A 17,596-nucleotide genomic window follows, 5' to 3' on the forward strand; every position below is an offset into this window, starting at 1 on the left:
AATGGCCCAGGGCCGTCCACCGCGCTGGCGCACCTCCACCCGTCTGCTGGTCTGGGCGGCGATCCTGTCGGCCTCGGCGGTCACCAACGCGCTGGTTGAAGTGATGGATGCCACGCGGCGCGGCAGCGATCTCGGTCTGTGGGAGCCGATGATCTGGGAGTTCAGCAGCATCAGCCTGATCCTGCTGACCCTGCCCGTGCTGTGGTGGGGCTGCGAGCGCTGGCCGCTGCACGCCGACACCTGGAAGCGGCGCTTGCCTTTGTATGTGCTGGCCAGCGTGGGCTGGTCGCTGCTGCACGTGGTCGGGATGATGCTGCTGCGGCATCTGGCCTACGCGGCGCTGGGCTACCGTTATCACGATGATGCCGGTTGGCTGGAGCGCTTTGCCTACGAATACCTGAAGGATGTGCGCACGTTCGTGATGTTCGTGGCACTGGAGCACTTCGCCAGCTGGTTCGGCCGGCGCCGTCAGGGCGAGGCGCATCTGCTGGCCGAGCCCGATGTCGGTCCGCCGGTGGAACCGGTCGAGCGCCCCCAGCACTTCCTGGTGCGCAAGCTGGGCAAGGAGTTCCTGGTGGCCACCGAAGATGTGGAGTACGCCCAGGCGGCGGGGAACTACGTGAACCTGCGCGTACGCGGCCATGACTACCCACTGCGGATCACCATGGCGGTCCTGGAGCAGCGGTTGGATCCGGTGCAGTTTCTGCGGCCGCACCGCAGCTGGCTGATCAACCGCGATCAGTTGCGTTCGATCGAACCACTTGATGGCGGTGAAGCCCTGCTTCACATGGCCGATGGCGTCAAAGTGCCGTGCAGTCGACGACAGCTGCCGTTGCTGCGCCAGGCGCTGGCAGGAACCTGAGCGGGCGGACCGGTCGGCCCGCCCGCATGGGCATTACTTCTTGTCCTTCTTGATCATCGCGTCGATGCGCGCAGCGCGGGCTTCCGAGCCCGGGTGCGAGGACATCAGGCCGCCTTCACTGGACAATTTGCGGAACATGCTGGCCAGGGCCGCCGGGTCATAGCTGTGGCGCTTCATGAACTGGTAGCCGTACTCGTCCGCCGCGCTCTCTTCCTTCTGCGAGAACTGGGCGTTGACGAAGCCTTCGGCCAGTTCGCCGAGCTGGCCCTGGCTGAGCTGGGTCAGGTTGCCGTTGCCCGAAGCGGCCAGGCCCTCGCGGCCAGCCGAGGCGAGCAGGGCGGTGCGCATCTTGGTCTTGCTGTGGCCCAGCTTCACGTGGCCGATTTCGTGGCCGATCACGCCACGCACTTCGTCGTCGCTGGCCATGTCCATCAGGCCGGTATAGACGCGGACGCAACCGTTGGCCATCGCCCAGGCGTTGACATCGGCGGTGCGGTACACCTTGAAGTTCAGGTTCAGGCCGTCCTCGTTGGCCAGGCCCTGGGTGATCTTGGCCAGGCGCTGGGCATACGGATCGTTGCCGGCCACCACCTGGTTGTCCTTGTCCATGTAGGCGCAGGCCTGATCGGCCGCGGCCGAGACCTCAGCGTCGGACAGGGTCAGCGCCTTGCCGGCCTTCATGCCGGTGCTGGTCAGGCCCTTCAGGTCGATGGCCGAGGCATTGGCGGCCAGCAGGCAGGCGGCCAGGCACAGGGTGGAACGCATGATCGTCATTGAAATGGTGCTCCTTGGGTTGGGAATGACCGCGTGGCCCCTGTTCCCGCGGCGGTGGGGAAGTCTACCGGGATCGGATGGCCGCGTGTCCACCCGGGGCCCAGCCCTGGCCTGCCTCGCCGCCGGGCGGACGCCTGCGGTATCATTGGCAGTCATCTTTTGAATGCATAACCGCCGACATGATCGAACTGAATCCTGTCCGCCAGCGCATCACCGATCTGACCGATCGCGTGCTGTCGCTTCGGGGGTATCTTTGACTACGACGCCAAGAAAGAGCGTCTTGAAGAAGTAACGCGGGAGCTGGAAAGCCCCGACGTCTGGAACAACGCCGAATACGCCCAGAACCTGGGCCGCGAACGTTCCAGCCTGGAAAAGACCGTGGGCGGCATCGCCTCGGTGCTGGACGGCCTGGCCGATGCCACCGAGCTGCTGGAACTGGCCGAGTCCGAACAGGACGAGGACACCGCGCTGGCCGTGGTCGCCGACCTGGACAAGCACCAGTCGCACGTCGAGAAGCTGGAGTTCCAGCGCATGTTCTCCGGCGAGATGGACAATGCTGCCGCGTTCGTCGACATCCAGGCCGGTGCCGGTGGCACCGAAGCCCAGGACTGGGCCGAGATCCTGCTGCGCATGTACCTGCGCTGGTGCGAATCGCGCGGCTGGAAGACCGAGCTGATGGAAGTCTCCGGCGGTGACGTCGCGGGCATCAAGTCGGCCACGCTGCGCGTGGAAGGCGACTACGCCTATGGCTGGCTGAAGACCGAGACCGGCGTGCACCGCCTGGTGCGCAAGTCGCCGTTCGACTCGGACAACCGCCGCCACACCAGCTTCACCTCGGTGTTCGTGTCGCCGGAGATCGATGACAACATCGACATCACCATCAACCCGGCCGACCTGCGTACCGACGTGTACCGTTCATCCGGTGCCGGTGGCCAGCACGTCAACAAGACCGAGTCGGCGGTGCGTATCACCCACATCCCGACCAACATCGTCGTGGCCTGCCAGACCGGCCGCAGCCAGCACCAGAACCGCGACAACGCGATGAAGATGCTGGCCGCCAAGCTGTACGAGCTGGAGATCCAGAAGCGCAACGCCGAAAAGGATGCGGTGGAAGCCACCAAGTCCGACATCGGCTGGGGCAGCCAGATCCGCAACTACGTGCTGGACCAGAGCCGTATCAAGGACCTGCGTACCGGCATCGAGCGCTCGGATACGCAGAAGGTGCTCGACGGCGACCTGGACGAGTTCGTCGAGGCCAGCCTGAAGGCCGGCCTGGCCGTGGGCTCCAAGCGCGTCGATGCCTGATCGACGCGCCTGCGCGGATATCATCGCCTTCCGCAACGGAGGGCGCTGATGCGCAGCGAAAGTGAACGCAAGGAACTCGGCGGCTTCCTCAAGGCCTGCCGCGCCCGTGTCGACCCCGCCACGCTCGGCCTCCCGGCCGGGCGCCGGCGTACCCCGGGCCTGAAGCGCGAGGAAGTTGCGCTGGCGATCGGCGTCAGCGTCAGCTGGTACACCTGGATCGAGCAGGGCCGCGAAGTGCGCGCCTCGCCCGAAGTGCTGGAGCGTTTGGCGCAGGTGCTGCGCATGAGCGACGACGAACGCGCCTATGCGTTCGCGCTGTCCGGCTACGGCGTGCCGCTGGAGTCTCCGGACGAGACAGTCACCGATGGCCTGCGCCAGCTGGTGGAGGCGATGCAGCCGATCCCAGCGTATGTGCGCAATACCCGCTACGACATCCTGGCCTGGAACCCGGCCATCGCCGATCTGTTCGTGGACTACAGCCAGCTGGCGCCACATGAGCGCAACACGCTGCGGCTGATGTTCCTGTACCCGCCGTACCGCACGCTGATCCTCAACTGGGAAGAAATGACCCGCGGGCTGCTGGCCGGCTTCCGCGCGGCGATGGCGCAGGCGCCGGACAAGGCACCATTCCTGGCGCTGGTCGAGGACATCGCCGCGCACAGCGAGGAGTTCCGCCAGTGGTGGCCGGAGCACGACGTGCGCCGGTTCGACGAAGGTGCGAAGAAGCTGAACCATCCCACGCGCGGGTTGCTGGACCTGCAGTACGTGGCGCTGGTGCCGGAGAGCCGGCACGACCTCTCGCTGGTGACCTATCTGCCGCGTAGGTAGAGGGTTGTTCGGCAGGGCTTGCAGCCCTGCACCTGCGGTAGTGCCGGCCGCTGGCCGGCAACAGCAACTTCAGATGCCGGCTTCCCGCGGGATGGCGGGGCGGTGTCGGAGTGCGGGGACGCCGTAAACCCCGCTCCGCGGTCCGGCCCAGCCGCTGGCGGCTGTGCGTTCGGGCGCTTGCGAAGCAGTGCTTCGCAAGCAAAGCGCCCTCACCCCTGGGGGCTCGATGGCGCCATCCATGGCGCCAACGGTCCTGCCAACCCACACCGCCCCACCTCTGACAGATTCCTGCGGCTGTTGGTAGGTGTCGACCTTGGTCGACACATCTGTCAGATATCGAAAGAAGTTCCGGGGTCAGATCCGTTTTCCTACGGAAAACGGATCTGACCCCAAGAGTATTTCCGACAGATAGCAGGAAACCGTCGAAGGCGGGGTGGGGCCGGTTGCGGGGGCGTGAGCCGCATGGATGCGGCGACCGAGCTTACATGGACGTACTTGCAGCGCCCCCCGCAACCGGCCCCACCCCGCCATCCCATAGGAAACCAGCTTGTGCTGTTGCTACGGTTGTTGCCGTTGCTTCGGCGGGTGCAGGGCGCAGCCCTGCCAGGAGAATCCACCCCATTCAGGCAGGTAAGTGCAGGTCACAGGATAAGCAGACGCCTTGTTGTGCCCGTCCATCGGGTCCACATTCCTCTGCAGGAGACGGGCCACCGCCCGTTGTCGAGACAACAGGAGCCCTGCATGTCCGCTGCCCCCACCACTGCTGTTTCCCGCGATCCGGCCACCGGCCAGCAGATCGCCAGCCACCCCTTCGCCACCGACGCCGAGCTGGAAGCGATCCTCGATCGCGGCCAGGCCGGCTTCGCCGCCTGGAGCGCCAGGAGCCTCGAACAGCGCGCAGACGTATTGCGCGCGATGGCGGTGGTACTGCGCCGTGACCGTGAAAAGCTGGCCGCGCTGGCCACCGCCGAGATGGGCAAGGTGCAGGCCGAATCGCTGGCCGAGATCGAGAAGTGTGCCGTGCTGTGCGACTGGTACGCCGACAATGGCGCGCAGTTCCTGCGCGACGAACCGACCCAGGTGCCCGATGACAAGGCTTACGTGTCCTACCTGCCGCTGGGCGTGGTGCTGGGCATCATGCCGTGGAACTTCCCCTACTGGCAGGTGATGCGCGCGGCGGTACCGATCCTGATGGGCGGCAACGGCTTCCTGCTGAAGCCGGCCGAGAACATCGTTGGTACCGCGCAGCTGCTTGATGCCGCCTGGCGCGACGCAGGGCTGCCGGAAGGCACCTTCATTGCCGCCAACATCAGCCGCGACGGCACCAGCCGCGCGATCGCAGATGATCGCATTGCTGCGGTCACCCTGACCGGCAGCGTGGCCGCCGGCCGCAGCATCGCCGCCCAGGCCGGGCAGGCGCTGAAGAAGGTGGTGCTGGAACTGGGCGGCTCGGATCCGTTCATCGTGCTGGCCGATGCCGATCTGGACGCTGCGGTCGATGCCGCCGTGGCCTCGCGCTTCCAGAACACCGGGCAGGTCTGCATTGCCGGCAAGCGCATCATCGTCGAAGACGCGGTCTACGACCGGTTCGTGGCGCAGTTCTGCCAGAAGGTGCAGGCGCTGACCATCGGCGACGGCCGCGACCCGGCGAACCGCATCGGCCCGATGGCGCGCCAGGACCTGCTGGAGCAGCTGGATGCGCAGGTGCGGGCGTCGGTGGATGCGGGTGCGCAGCTGCTGGTCGGTGGCCACCAGCTGGATCGTCCGGGCGCGTTCTATGCCCCCACCGTACTGGCCGGCGTGGAGCCGGGCATGCAGGCCTTCGATACCGAGACATTCGGGCCGGTGGCCTCGATCAGCCGCGCCCGCGACGCCGATCATGCGGTGGAACTGGCCAACCAGAGCGAATTCGGCCTCAGCGGCAACCTGTGGACCGGCGATCGTGCACGGGCCATGCAGCTGGCGCGCCGGCTGCAGACCGGCGGCGTGTTCGTCAACGGTTTCTCCGCCTCGGACCCGCGCGTGCCGATCGGTGGCGTGAAGAAAAGCGGTTTCGGCCGCGAGCTCTCGCACTTCGGTATCCGCGAGTTCGTCAACGCGCAGACCGTGTGGTTCGACAAGCGTTGACGCGCGGCTTCCACCCTTCCTGCAACGATCCATCATCAGTCCAGCGAAAAGGACGGCATTCCAATGTCCAAGGGTTCAGACCTTCTCGTCGCCGCGCTTGAGAACGAAGGCGTCGAACGTATTTTCGGCATCCCCGGCGAGGAGAACCTCGACGTGGTCGAATCGCTCCGCCATTCCAGCATCGAGCTGGTCATCACCCGCCACGAGCAGGCGGCGGTGTTCATGGCGGCCACCTATGGCCGGCTGACCGGCAAGCCAGGTGTGTGCCTGGCCACGCTCGGCCCGGGCGCGCTCAACTTCACCACCGGTGCCGCCTACGCGCTTCTCGGTGCGTGGCCGGTGATCATGATCACTGGCCAGAAGGGCATCGTCGCCAGCAAGCAGGCGCGCTTCCAGATCGTTGACATCGTCAGCACGATGAAGCCGCTGACCAAGCAGGCGCGGCAGATCGTGTCGGCGCGCACCATCCCGACCATCGTCCGCGAGGCGTTCCGTGTCGCCCAGGAAGAGCGCCCGGGCCCGGTGCTGCTGGAGCTGCCGGAGGATATCGCTGCCGATGAGGTCGAGGGCGTCGCGCTGATTCCGCCGCACGCGGTGGATCGTCCGATTGCCAGCCCGGAGGCGTTGGATCGCGCGGCGGAGATCATCCGCAATGCCAAGCGTCCGCTGCTGATGATTGCTTCGGCGGCGTCGCGGCCGCAGTCCAGCGAAGCGCTGTCGGCGTTCGTGTTGCGTGCCGGCATTCCGTTCTTCACCACGCAGATGGGCAAGGGCGCGGTGGCCGGTGGCTCGGGCCTGTACATGGGCACTGCGGCGCTGACCGAGCGCGACTACGTGCACATGGCGATCGACCAGGCCGACGTGATCGTGACGATCGGCCACGAGGTCACCGAGAAGCCGCCGTTCGTGATGCGCCCGGGTGGGCCGACCGTGATCCATATCGGCTATTCGCAGGCGGCGGTGGAACAGGTGTACTTCCCGCAGGTGGAGGTGATCGGCGATATCGGCCGTTCGCTGACCCAGCTGGCCGACCGCATCGAAGGCGCGGTGCCCAATGCCGGTGCGCTGCTGCCGCTGCGTACGACGATTCTCGAGCACCTCGCCGATCGTGCCGAAGAGGCCGGGTTCACCCCGCAGCGGCTGGTGCACGACGTGCGCCAGGTGATGCCGCCGGACGGCATCGTGGCGCTGGACAACGGCATGTACAAGATCTGGTTTGCGCGCAACTACCGCACTCAGGTGGCGAATACGCTATTGCTGGACAACGCGCTGGCGACGATGGGAGCGGGTCTGCCGTCGGCGATCATGGCCTCGATCCTGTACCCGCAGCGGCGGGTGCTGGCAGTGTGCGGCGACGGCGGCTTCATGATGAACAGCCAGGAGCTGGAGACCGCGCGGCGGCTGGGCCTGAACCTGGTGGTGCTGATCCTCAACGATGGCGCCTACGGCATGATCCGCTGGAAGCAGGCGGTGGATGGCTTTACCGACTACGGCATGACCTTCAGCAACCCCGATTTCGTGAAGTACGCCGAGGCCTATGGCTGCAAGGGCCACGAGGTGACCGCCATCGAGCAGTTCATTCCGACCCTGGAAGCGGCCTTCAACGAGGGTGGGGTGCACCTGGTGTCGGTGCCGATCGACTACTCGGAGAACGAGCGGGTGCTGGTGGACGAGCTGCGCCAGGCGTTCCCAGGAAACAGGTAGCTATCCAGGGTCCTGGCAGGGTCCCGGATGGGGTCAGATCCCTTTTGCCTCGCAAAAGGGATCTGACCCCAGGCTGCTACCGGGGCAGGCGGCGGGCCGGGGCCGGGGCAGGGCGGTTTTGGTATGCTGGGCAACCGGCTGTGCCGGGCGCAACATCCCCCCTCACTACACGATTCCCGCAGATCCATGAGCGAAGCTACCGATACCCCCCCCGTCGACGAAAACAAGTTGATCGCCGAGCGCCGTGAGAAACTCAAAGCGCTGCGTGGGCAGGGCATCGCGTACCCGAACGACTTCCGTCGCGAGGACTTCGCCGGCCGCCTGCAGGAAGAGTTCGCCGACGCGGAGCAGTGGACCGCCGAAGCCCTGGAAGGCGCTGGCCGCCAGGTGAAGATGGCCGGCCGCCTGATGGCCAAGCGCATCATGGGCAAGGCCAGCTTCGCGCAGATCCAGGACGAGTCCGGCCGCATCCAGCTGTTCCTGCAGGGCGCGGTGCTGGGTGACGCCTACACCGCCTTCAAGGGCTGGGACGTGGGCGACATCATCGCCGTCGAAGGCGGCCTGACCCGTACCAAGACCGGCGAGCTGTCGGTCAAGGCCGAATCGATCCGCCTGCTGACCAAGTCGCTGCGCCCGCTGCCGGACAAGTGGCACGGCCTGGCCGACGTCGAGCAGCGCTACCGCCAGCGTTATGTGGACCTGATCGTGACCCCGGAGTCACGCGCGGTGTTCATCAAGCGCTCGAAGATCATCCGCGCGATGCGCGCGTGGCTGGACAACCGCGACTTCCTGGAAGTCGAGACGCCGATGATGCATTACATCCCCGGCGGCGCGGCGGCCAAGCCGTTCACCACCCACCACAATGCGCTGGACCTGGACCTGTACCTGCGCGTGGCGCCGGAGCTGTACCTCAAGCGCCTGACCGTGGGCGGCCTGGAGCGCGTGTACGAGATCAACCGCAACTTCCGCAACGAAGGCGTCAGCACCCGCCACAATCCGGAATTCACCATGATGGAGCTGTACGAGGCCTATGCCACGTACAACGAGATCATGGACCTGACCGAAGGCGTGATCCGCGACGTGGCCAGGTCCGTCAACGGTGGCACCGAAGTCGAGTGGGACGGCGCGAAGATCGACCTGGGTCCGGCGTTCCGCCGCTGGCGCATGGACGAGGCGGTGCGCCACCACAACCCGGAAATCTCTGCTGCCGACTGCACCGACCGCGACGCGCTGCTGCGCCATTGCGAGCGCCTGAAGATCCGCGTCAAGCCGTCTTACGGCTGGGGCAAGCTGCTGCTGGAGATCTTCGAAGCCACCGTCGAACACACCCTGATCCAGCCGACCTTCATCACCGACCATCCGGTGGAGGTCTCGCCGCTGGCCCGCGCCAACGACAATGATCCGGGCTATACCGACCGCTTCGAGCTGTTCGTCAACGGCAAGGAGCTGGCCAATGGTTTCTCCGAGTTGAACGATCCGGAAGACCAGGCCCAGCGTTTCCAGGCGCAGGTAGCAGCGAAGGAGGGCGGCGACGACGAGGCGATGCACTACGACGCCGACTACATCCGTGCGCTGGAGTACGGCATGGCCCCGACCGGCGGCCTCGGTATCGGCGTCGATCGCCTGGTGATGCTGCTGACCGGCAGCAGCTCGATCCGCGATGTGCTGCTGTTCCCGTACATGCGTCCGGAGCAGTAAGTCGCTTTCCTGACTCCTGATTGTGCGCGCCGTCTCGAAATGAGACGGCGCGATTGACGCCTCCCGCACTCGGCGTATCGTTAATGCACTACCTTGACGCCTGTTGTGGCTTGATCGGCGGCAGGGGGATGATGCATCGTGGAGAGTCCGCTTCACAATGCGACGACGATCATGAACCGGGACGTATGACACGGGAGCCAGGCCGATGCAGGGTGCGAGCGTTCGCAGCGGCAGAGTATCCTCGCCTGCTGATGATCCAGCATGGTCGAGAAACCAGGCAGAGTACGCCTTGAACATCGTCATTGTTGACGACCAGACGTCCGCCCGGACGATGCTGCGCCACGTCATCGAGGACATCGCGCCCGAACTGAGCGTGTATGACTTCGGTGATCCGCTGACTGCCTTGGCCTGGTGCGAGGCGCATCCGGTCGACCTGCTGCTGCTCGATTACCGCATGCCGGAGATGGACGGGCTCGAGTTTGCGCGCCGTTTCCGCCGCCTGCCCAAGCATCGCGACATTCCGGTGATCCTGATCACCGTGGTCGGTGATGAGCCGATCCGGCAGGCCGCGCTGGAAGCGGGTGTCATCGATTTCCTGGTCAAGCCGATCCGCCCGCGTGAGCTGCGTGCGCGCTGCTACAACCTGCTGCAGCTGCGCCAGCAGACCGAGAACGTGAAGCAGCGGGCGTTGTCGCTGGAGCAGCGACTGCTGGCCAGCATGCACGAGGTCGAGGAACGCGAACGCGAGACTCTGTCGCGATTGGCCCGGGCGATCGAGTTCCGCGATGCCGGTACCAGCGCCTATCTGGAGCGCATGGCGCGCGTTGCAGGATTGATCGCCGAGCAGCTCGGCCTGCCCGAGGATGACGTCAGGCTGATCGAGATGGCTGCCCCGTTGCACGACATGGGCAAGATCGCCATTCCCGATGCGGTGCTGCTCAAGCAGGGCAAGCTCAATGAGGAAGAGCTGGCGATCATGCGCCGGCACCCGCGGATCGGCCATGAGCTGCTCAGTGGCAGCCAGAATCGTTTCATCCAGGTCGGTGCCTTGATCGCACTGCGCCATCATGAGCGTTACGACGGCAGCGGCTATCCCGATGGGCTGGTCGGGGACGCGATTCCGCTGGAAGCGCGCATCGTGGCCGTTGCCGATGTCTTCGATGCCCTGATTTCCCCGCGTCCGTACAAGGAAGCATGGACCATGGAAGCCACCCTGGCCTATCTGTATGCCCAGCGTGGCCGACTGTTCGACCCACGTTGCGTGGACGCGCTGCTGCGTGGCCGCGAACAGCTGGACCAGATCTGCACCGAGCATTCGATGGCCTCCGCGCGCCCGGGGCTGGGCGCGTGAAACGCCTGTGGTCGCAGCTGAGGCTGCGCCTGGCCCAACGCCAGGACAGTGAACACGGCCAGCAGATCGTCCGCATTGTCCTGATCAGCCTGATCCTTGCCTATGTGCTGCTGCCGGCACCGCGCCACGACCTGCCGCATGAGCAGTACGCGGGCGTGCTGGCGATCGTGCTGACAGGCCTGAGCCTGTCACTGCTGCTGTTCGGCTGGCTGCTGTGGCGACCGGAACGCTCCGATCCGCGCCGCGTGCTGGGCATGCTGGCCGACTACGGCCTGATCGCCGCCGGCATGGTGCAGATGGGCGAGCCACTGGCCTGGGTCTACATCGTGGTGATGTGGGTGACGGTCGGCAACGGCATGCGTTTCGGCAATCACTACCTGTATGTGGCGGTGGCGATGGCAATGGTCAGCTTCGGCTGTACCGTGCTGCTGACCCCGTACTGGGAGCAGAACTTCCGCCTGGCCATCGGTCTCTGGCTCGGGTTGGCGGCAGTGCCTCTGTACTTCTCGACACTGCTGCGGCAGTTGACCGAGGCGATGGCCGAAGCGCGCCGTGCCAGCGAGGCGAAGAGCCGCTTTCTCGCCAACATGAGCCACGAGTTCCGCACGCCATTGAATGGCCTCAATGGCATGACCGAAGTGTTGGCGACCACGCGCCTGGATGACGAGCAGCGCGAGTGCCTCAACACCATCCAGGCATCATCGCGCAGCCTGCTGGCCCTGGTGGAGGAGGTGCTGGACATCTCTGCCATCGAGGCGGGCAAACTGCGCGTGGTGGCTGAGGATTTCGCGTTGTCCGACGTGATCCAGGCGATCGGGCTGATCCTGCTGCCGCAGGCCAAGGCAAAGCGGCTGGACTACCGGGTGAAGATCGCCGACGGCGTGCCGCCACGGTTGCGCGGCGATGTCGGCCACCTGCGGCAGATCCTGCTGAACCTGGCTGGCAACGCAGTCAAGTTCACCGACCATGGCCGGGTGGAGATCCGTGTCGGCGTGGTACACGCCGACACCAGCGGCGCGGTGCGCCTGCGCTTCGACATCCTCGATACCGGCATCGGCGTGGCGCCGGCCATGCGTACGCGGTTGTTCGATGCGTTCGAGCAGGCCGACGTCAGCATGGCGCGCCGCCACGAAGGCACCGGTCTGGGGACGACCATCGCCAAGGGCCTGGTAGAAGCGATGGACGGCGACATCGGCTACCTGGAGAACCCGCCCCGCGGAAGCCATTTCTGGGTCGAGCTGCCGTTCGCGCCGCCGCAGCCGATGGTGCCGGGGGCGGTGCCGAGCCTGTCCGGAGATGAGGAGGTGGGGCAGGGTGGCAACGTGATCGCCTTTGCCGATCCGTTCCTGCGTCACCGGGCGCGCGTGCGCAGCATGCAGATCCTGGTGGCCGACGACCACGAGGCCAATCGCATGGTCCTGCAGCGCCTGCTGCAGAAGGCCGGCCACCGCGTGCTGTGCGTGGACGGCGGCGAAGCGGTGCTGGATGCGTTGGCCGACAGTGAATTCGACGCGGTCATCGTCGATCTGCACATGCCGGGCATGAGCGGGCTGGACATGCTCAAGGAACTGCGGGTGATGCAGGCCGGCGGTGGCCCGCGCACACCGGTGCTGGTACTCAGTGCCGACGTCACGCCGGAGGCGATCCAGCGCTGTACCCAGGCCGGTGCGCATGCATTCCTGGCCAAGCCGGTAGTGGCGGTGCGGCTGCTCGACACGCTGGCCGAGATCGCCAGCAACGCCCAGCTGAAGACCATGGCTGCGCCGGTGGTACGGGCGACGACGCCGCTGCAGGATGGCGTGCTCGACAGCAGCGTGCTGGACGAGCTGGCCTCGCTGGGCATGGGGGAGGGGTTCGAGCGTGAATTCATCCGCCAGTGCCTGGAGGATGCCGCGACCTGCATGGGCAAGGCCGAGCAGGCCGGCGAAGCTGCGCAGTGGGAAGTGTTCCGTGAACAATCCCATGCCATCAAGGGCGTGGCCAGCAACCTGGGCCTGATGCGGGCGTCAAGCCGCGCCGGCGAGCTGATGCGGATGGCCGACTGGCAGCTCAAGGCTGAATGGCGTACGCGCCTGACCATCCTGCAGGACGCGATCAAGGAAGGCCGACGTGCGTTGGATGCACGGGCCGAACGCCGGAGCCGTGGTGCCGCTGATGACGGCGAGGCGCGCTGAGCCATGGCGTTGGACCGATAAAAAAAGCCCGGTGGCCAACCGGGCTTGAACCCTTCTGGGGGGAGGGGGTGAATCAGGCCGCGTCGAGGCCGGCGCGACGGGTCTGGGCCTTGATCAGGCGATCCATGGTGCGCAGCGAGCGGTCGCCGAGGGCGAGGGCGGAATCGACCCACACCTTGGTGATCTCCAGCAGTTCGTCGTAGCTGACGGCCTGGGCGATGCCACGCGCGGCGTTCATCGCCAGGTAGGACTGCGGAATCCGCTGCTGCTGGCGGATCAGATCTTCGACGGCGGCACGGCCTTCACCCTTCTTCACCAGCACGTCCACCACGCCCATTGCGTGCATTTCCTCGGCGCTGTAGACCCGGCCGTCGAGGATGATCTTCTCGGCCAGATGCGGTGACACCCGGCGGCACAGGAACGAATAGGCGCCCATGCCCGGGAACAGGCCGAACAGCACTTCCGGCAGGCCGAGACCACTGCCTTCCTCGGCAACGATGGTATGGCAGGCCAGTGCCATTTCCAGGCCACCGCCGAGGGCGTCGCCCTGGATCAGGGCGATCGAGCGGACATCGCCGCCGAACCCGGTATGCAGATGGTGTACACCCTCCACACAGCGCTGGGCGTAGGTCAGCAACAGGTCACGGTTGCCTTCGCGGATGAGGCGGGTGAACAGGTCCAGGTCACCGCCGAGGTTGTAGGCGACGGCATCGGACGCCAGTACGAAATGCCTCAGCTTCCCGCTGTGACGCTCGGCGGGGCCTTGGGTGATGGCGGCCATGTAGCTCCACATCTCATCGAGCATGTCCTTGCGGCAGCATGGCCGCACGCCGGTGCTGGCATCGGCGTGCATGAACAGCCAGTGGGCAGCGCCGTCGGCGCTGTCTTCGGTACGGATGGTGGTAAAACGCGAGCCGCTGGAAGGCAGCTTTTCAATGGTGCTCATGTAGGGGTCCTCGGCATGCGGCCCGCAGAATGAAGTGGGTGGCCGGCGGGCCGAACGGTCCACACACGCGGCGATGCTACACCGCCTCTGCGGCGGCGTATGCGAAAGGGCCCGGGACGTTTCCGTCCCGGGCCCGATACCCTTCAATCTGCCGTAAACCCTTACTGGGCGGGCGTATCGCGCAGTTCGCGACGGAGGATTTTGCCGACGTTGGTCTTCGGCAGCTCTTTTCGGAATTCTACGATTCTGGGGTGCTTGTAACCGGTCAGGTTCGCCCGGGCATGTTCCTTGACCATCTCGGCGGTCAGGTTCGGGTCCTTCTTCACGATCACGACCTTCACCACTTCACCGGACTTCTCGTCCGGCACGCCGACCGCGGCCACTTCCAGCACGCCCGGCATCATCGCGATGACGTCTTCGACTTCGTTCGGATAGACGTTGAAGCCGGACACCAGAATCATGTCCTTCTTGCGGTCGACGATGTAGAAGAAGCCCTGCGCATCCATCTTTGCCATGTCGCCGGTGTGCAGCCAGCCGTCGGCGTCGATGGCCTTGTCGGTTTCCTCCGGACGCTGCCAGTAGCCCTTCATCACCTGCGGGCCCTTGATGCACAGCTCGCCCACTTCACCCAGCGGCAGGATGTTGCCGTTGTCGTCCTTGATGCAGGCATCGGTGGACGGGATCGGCAGGCCGATCGAGCCGTTGTACTCGGTCAGGGTGAGCGGGTTGATGCAGGCCGCCGGCGAGGTCTCGGTGAGGCCATAGGCCTCGACCAGGGTCACGCCGGTGACCTTCTTCCAGCGCTCGGCCACGGCACGCTGCACCGCCATGCCGCCACCCAGGGTGACCTTCAGCGACGAGAAGTCGACCGTGTCGAAGCCGGGGGTGTTGAGCAGGCCGTTGAACAGCGTGTTGACACCGGTGATGGCGGTGAAGGGCACCGACCTGAGCTCCTTGACGAAGCCCTTCATGTCGCGCGGGTTGGTGATCAGGTGGTTGCAGCCACCGAACTTCATGAAGACCAGGCCGTTCGCCGTCAGTGCGAAGATGTGGTACAGCGGCAGGGCGGTGATGATCCACTCCTTGCCCATCTCGATGCCGGACGCACTGATCCAGGCCGAGGCCTGCTGCATGTTGGCGATCAGGTTGCGGTTGGTCAGCATCGCGCCCTTGGCCACGCCGGTGGTGCCACCGGTGTACTGCAGGAAGGCGATGTCGTCGTGGTCGATCTCGACCTTCGGGAGCGTGTGCCGGCTGCCCAGCTTGAGCGCCTGCCTGAAGCGGACGGCACCCTTCAGATGGTAGTTGGGCACCATCTTCTTGATGTACTTCAGCACGAAGTTGACGATCACGCCCTTGGTACCGAGCAGGTCGCCCAGGCCGGTGGTGATCACATGCTTGACCGGCGTATCGGCGATGACCTGTTCGACGGTGTCGCCGAAGTTGTCGACCACCACCAGCGCGGTCACGCCGGCATCGACCAGCTGATGCTTGAGCTCGCGGGCGGTGTACAGCGGGTTGACGTTGACCACGGTCAAGCCGGCACGCAGCACGCCGAAGGTGGCGACCGGGTACTGCAGGCAGTTGGGCATCATCAGGGCGACGCGGTCACCCTTCTTGAGCTTGAGCTCACCCAGCAGGTAGGCCGCGAACTGGTTGACCAGCGCATCGGTCTCACCATAGGTGAGTACCTTGCCGAAGCTGGAGTAGGCGGGACGGTCGCGGAATTTCGCGACGGAAGCGTCGAAGACCGAAGCTACCGAATGGAACTCGTTGACGTCGATCTCGGCGGGAACGCCTTTCGGATAGCTCTGCAGCCAGGGACGATCCAGACTCATATTCCCCCTCCAGGAATCGTGATGTATTAGGTTCCGGCCCTGAGCGTATCGACAATGGCCGGTCATTGCAGCATACCCCGCCGTAGGGAAAACGCGAAGAGGCCCCGAGGGGCCTCTTTGCGTGGTAGCGCCGGCCGCTGGCCGGCATCTGCGCTCGATCGGGATTCCGGTGGACGCCGGCCAGCGGCCGGCACTACCGTGGCCCCAGGCGGGCCGCTTGCGTCAGCCCTGCTTGCGTACCGGTGCGCCGTTGGCCTTGTAGTACGGCGCGGTGCTGCGGGCCAGCGGGGTGCGGCCGCGGATCACGTCGGCCAGCTTCTCGGCCATCATGATGGTCGGTGCGTTGAGGTTCCCGGTCACCACCTGCGGCATGATCGAGGCATCGACGATGCGCAGGCCTTCCAGCCCGTGCACGCGGCCCTGGCCGTCGACCACGGCCATCGGGTCATCGGCATGGCCCATCTTGTTCGAGCACGACGGGTGGTAGGCGGTCTCAGCGTGCTCGCGCACGAACGCATCGATCTGCGCATCGGTCTGCAGCGCGCTGCCCGGCGAGATTTCGCGGCCGCTGTACGGAGCCAGCGCCGGCTGCGCGAAGATCTCGCGGGTGATCCGGATCGCCGCGCGGAACTCGCGCCAGTCCTGGTCGTGCGACATGTAGTTGAACAGGATGCTCGGATGTTCGCGCGGGTCCTTCGAACGCACGTGGATGCGGCCGCGGCTGGGCGAGCGCATCGAGCCGACGTGCATCTGGAAGCTGTGCGCCTTGATCGGGTTGGAGCCGTTGTAATTGATCGCCACCGGCAGGAAGTGGTACTGCAGGTTCGGCCAGTCGAACTCGGCGTCGCTGCGGATGAAGCCACCGGCTTCGAACTGGTTGCTGGCGCCGATGCCGGTGCCCAGGAACAACCACTCGGCACCGATCGCCGGCTGGTTGTACAGCTTCAGTGCCGGCGCCAGCGACACCGGCTTCTTGCACTCGTACTGCAGGTACATTTCGAGGTGATCCTGCAGGTTGGCGCCGACGCCCGGCAGGTGGTGCACCAGGTCGATGTCGAGGCTGCGCAGCAGGTCGGCCGGGCCGACGCCCGAGCGCTGCAGGATCTGCGGCGAGGCGATGGCGCCGCCACACAGCAGCACTTCGCGGCGCGCGGTGGCACGCTGCGGCTGGTCGTTGTGCAGCCACTGCACGCCCACCGCACGCTTGCCCGAGAACAGGATGCGGTCGGTCAGCGCGTGGGTGACGATGGTCAGGTTCGGGCGCGGCTTGGCCAGGTCCAGGTAGCCACGGGCGGTGCTGGAACGACGGCCCTTCGGGGTGACCGTACGGTCCATCGGGCCGAAGCCTTCCTGCTGGTAGCCGTTGAGGTCGTCGGTGCGCGGGTAGCCGGCCTGCACGCCGGCTTCGACCATCGCAGCGAACAGTTCGTTGTTGCCGGCCTTCGGCGTGGTCACCCGCAGCGGGCCGTCGCCACCGTGGTAGTCGTTGGGGCCGATGTCACGGGTTTCCGCCTTGCGGAAGTACGGCAGGCAGTCCAGGTAGGTCCAGTCTTCCAGGCCGGGCATGCTGGCCCAGTTGTCGTAGTCCATCGCGTTGCCGCGGATGTAGCACATGCCGTTGATCAGCGACGAGCCGCCCAGGCCCTTGCCGCGGCCGCAGTCCATGCGGCGGTTGTTCATGAAGGGCTCGGGATCGGTCTTGTACGCCCAGTTGTAGCGCTTGCCCTGCAGCGGGAAGGCCAGTGCCGCCGGCATCTGGGTACGGAAGTCGAGCCGGTAGTCCGGGCCACCGGCTTCCAGCAACAGCACGCTGACATCGGCATCTTCGGTGAGGCGGGTGGCCAGCACGTTGCCGGCCGAACCGGCGCCGATGATGATGTAGTCGTACTCGTTATGGGTGCTCATGGGTGTCTCCTGCGGGCCGGGGCGCGCTGCGTGCAGGCGTCCCGGCGGAATGTCGGATCGGCGCGGTGGCCGGACGAAGGTGCG

12 protein-coding genes are annotated in these 17,596 nt (G+C 65.9%); 8 read left to right on the forward strand and 4 right to left on the reverse strand.

Translation table 11 applies throughout. The features are described 5' to 3' along the window. Position 1: 1 nt before the first annotated feature. Positions 2 to 862 (forward strand): LytTR family DNA-binding domain-containing protein, encoded by an 861-nt coding sequence (locus SriyCCGPB3_RS09950; protein WP_350260244.1) that lies wholly within the window; start codon positions 2 to 4, stop codon positions 860 to 862. A 33-nt stretch (positions 863 to 895) separates the two neighbouring features. On the opposite strand, the gene SriyCCGPB3_RS09955 is transcribed toward SriyCCGPB3_RS09950, so the two are convergent. Continuing rightward, positions 896 to 1,636 carry a M48 family metallopeptidase gene (locus SriyCCGPB3_RS09955; RefSeq protein WP_110712181.1) on the reverse strand — a complete coding sequence of 247 codons (741 nt, stop codon included), beginning with the start codon at positions 1,634 to 1,636 and terminating at the stop codon, positions 896 to 898. A 179-nt stretch (positions 1,637 to 1,815) separates the two neighbouring features. Between SriyCCGPB3_RS09955 and prfB the strand changes: the two genes are divergently transcribed. The 7 genes from prfB to SriyCCGPB3_RS09990 all read left to right on the forward strand — a co-directional run bounded on the left by prfB (position 1,816) and on the right by SriyCCGPB3_RS09990 (position 12,823). Next, a protein-coding gene (prfB, locus tag SriyCCGPB3_RS09960; RefSeq protein WP_097048047.1) for a peptide chain release factor 2 occupies positions 1,816 to 2,941 on the forward strand; the annotation gives its coding sequence in 2 pieces (ribosomal slippage) (positions 1,816 to 1,890 and positions 1,892 to 2,941; 1,125 coding nt in all). A gap of 45 nt (positions 2,942 to 2,986) precedes the next feature. Next, positions 2,987 to 3,769, forward strand: coding sequence for a helix-turn-helix transcriptional regulator (locus tag SriyCCGPB3_RS09965; protein WP_153854884.1), 783 nt, complete (start codon positions 2,987 to 2,989; stop codon positions 3,767 to 3,769). A 741-nt stretch (positions 3,770 to 4,510) separates the two neighbouring features. Further along, complete coding sequence (locus tag SriyCCGPB3_RS09970) at positions 4,511 to 5,896, forward strand: NAD-dependent succinate-semialdehyde dehydrogenase (protein WP_180847591.1); 1,386 nt, start codon at positions 4,511 to 4,513, stop codon at positions 5,894 to 5,896. A gap of 63 nt (positions 5,897 to 5,959) precedes the next feature. Then, on the forward strand, positions 5,960 to 7,600 hold the full coding sequence (locus SriyCCGPB3_RS09975; RefSeq protein WP_153854882.1) for an acetolactate synthase large subunit: 1,641 nt from the start codon (positions 5,960 to 5,962) through the stop codon (positions 7,598 to 7,600). A 186-nt stretch (positions 7,601 to 7,786) separates the two neighbouring features. Beyond that, a complete protein-coding gene (gene lysS, locus SriyCCGPB3_RS09980) occupies positions 7,787 to 9,298 on the forward strand; it encodes a lysine--tRNA ligase (RefSeq protein WP_110712185.1) in 1,512 nt (503 codons plus the stop codon). Positions 9,299 to 9,503: 205 nt separating this feature from the next. After that, positions 9,504 to 10,649, forward strand: coding sequence for a response regulator (locus SriyCCGPB3_RS09985; RefSeq protein WP_110712186.1), 1,146 nt, complete (start codon positions 9,504 to 9,506; stop codon positions 10,647 to 10,649). After that, positions 10,646 to 12,823 carry a response regulator gene (locus tag SriyCCGPB3_RS09990; protein ID WP_324187256.1) on the forward strand — a complete coding sequence of 726 codons (2,178 nt, stop codon included), beginning with the start codon at positions 10,646 to 10,648 and terminating at the stop codon, positions 12,821 to 12,823. The genes SriyCCGPB3_RS09985 and SriyCCGPB3_RS09990 overlap by 4 nt, the downstream gene beginning before the upstream one ends. 73 nt (positions 12,824 to 12,896) lie before the next feature. Here the strand turns inward: SriyCCGPB3_RS09990 and SriyCCGPB3_RS09995 are convergent, their stop codons facing one another. From SriyCCGPB3_RS09995 to betA, 3 genes are all read right to left on the reverse strand, one after another. Next, complete coding sequence (locus SriyCCGPB3_RS09995) at positions 12,897 to 13,769, reverse strand: crotonase/enoyl-CoA hydratase family protein (protein WP_110712188.1); 873 nt, start codon at positions 13,767 to 13,769, stop codon at positions 12,897 to 12,899. Positions 13,770 to 13,930: 161 nt separating this feature from the next. Further along, positions 13,931 to 15,607: a long-chain fatty acid--CoA ligase gene (locus SriyCCGPB3_RS10000; protein ID WP_180860712.1), complete on the reverse strand. Its 1,677-nt coding sequence runs from the start codon at positions 15,605 to 15,607 to the stop codon at positions 13,931 to 13,933. 222 nt (positions 15,608 to 15,829) lie between these two features. Beyond that, a complete protein-coding gene (gene betA / locus SriyCCGPB3_RS10005; protein WP_049429885.1) occupies positions 15,830 to 17,512 on the reverse strand; it encodes a choline dehydrogenase in 1,683 nt (560 codons plus the stop codon). Positions 17,513 to 17,596 lie beyond the last annotated feature (84 nt).

The organism is Stenotrophomonas riyadhensis (assembly GCF_040256885.1).
Taxonomy (GTDB): domain Bacteria; phylum Pseudomonadota; class Gammaproteobacteria; order Xanthomonadales; family Xanthomonadaceae; genus Stenotrophomonas; species Stenotrophomonas riyadhensis.

Bases quoted from the DNA above. Each gene is read 5' to 3' on its own strand.
- SriyCCGPB3_RS09975 (WP_153854882.1), top strand. From the start codon at position 5,960: ATGTCCAAGGGTTCAGACCTTCTCGTCGCCGCGCTTGAGAACGAAGGC.
- SriyCCGPB3_RS09995 (WP_110712188.1), bottom strand. From the start codon at position 13,769: ATGAGCACCATTGAAAAGCTGCCTTCCAGCGGCTCGCGTTTTACCACC.
- SriyCCGPB3_RS09985 (WP_110712186.1), top strand. From the start codon at position 9,504: ATGCAGGGTGCGAGCGTTCGCAGCGGCAGAGTATCCTCGCCTGCTGAT.
- SriyCCGPB3_RS09970 (WP_180847591.1), top strand. From the start codon at position 4,511: ATGTCCGCTGCCCCCACCACTGCTGTTTCCCGCGATCCGGCCACCGGC.
- SriyCCGPB3_RS09955 (WP_110712181.1), bottom strand. From the start codon at position 1,636: ATGACGATCATGCGTTCCACCCTGTGCCTGGCCGCCTGCCTGCTGGCC.
- betA (WP_049429885.1), bottom strand. From the start codon at position 17,512: ATGAGCACCCATAACGAGTACGACTACATCATCATCGGCGCCGGTTCG.
- lysS (WP_110712185.1), top strand. From the start codon at position 7,787: ATGAGCGAAGCTACCGATACCCCCCCCGTCGACGAAAACAAGTTGATC.
- SriyCCGPB3_RS09950 (WP_350260244.1), top strand. From the start codon at position 2: ATGGCCCAGGGCCGTCCACCGCGCTGGCGCACCTCCACCCGTCTGCTG.
- SriyCCGPB3_RS10000 (WP_180860712.1), bottom strand. From the start codon at position 15,607: ATGAGTCTGGATCGTCCCTGGCTGCAGAGCTATCCGAAAGGCGTTCCC.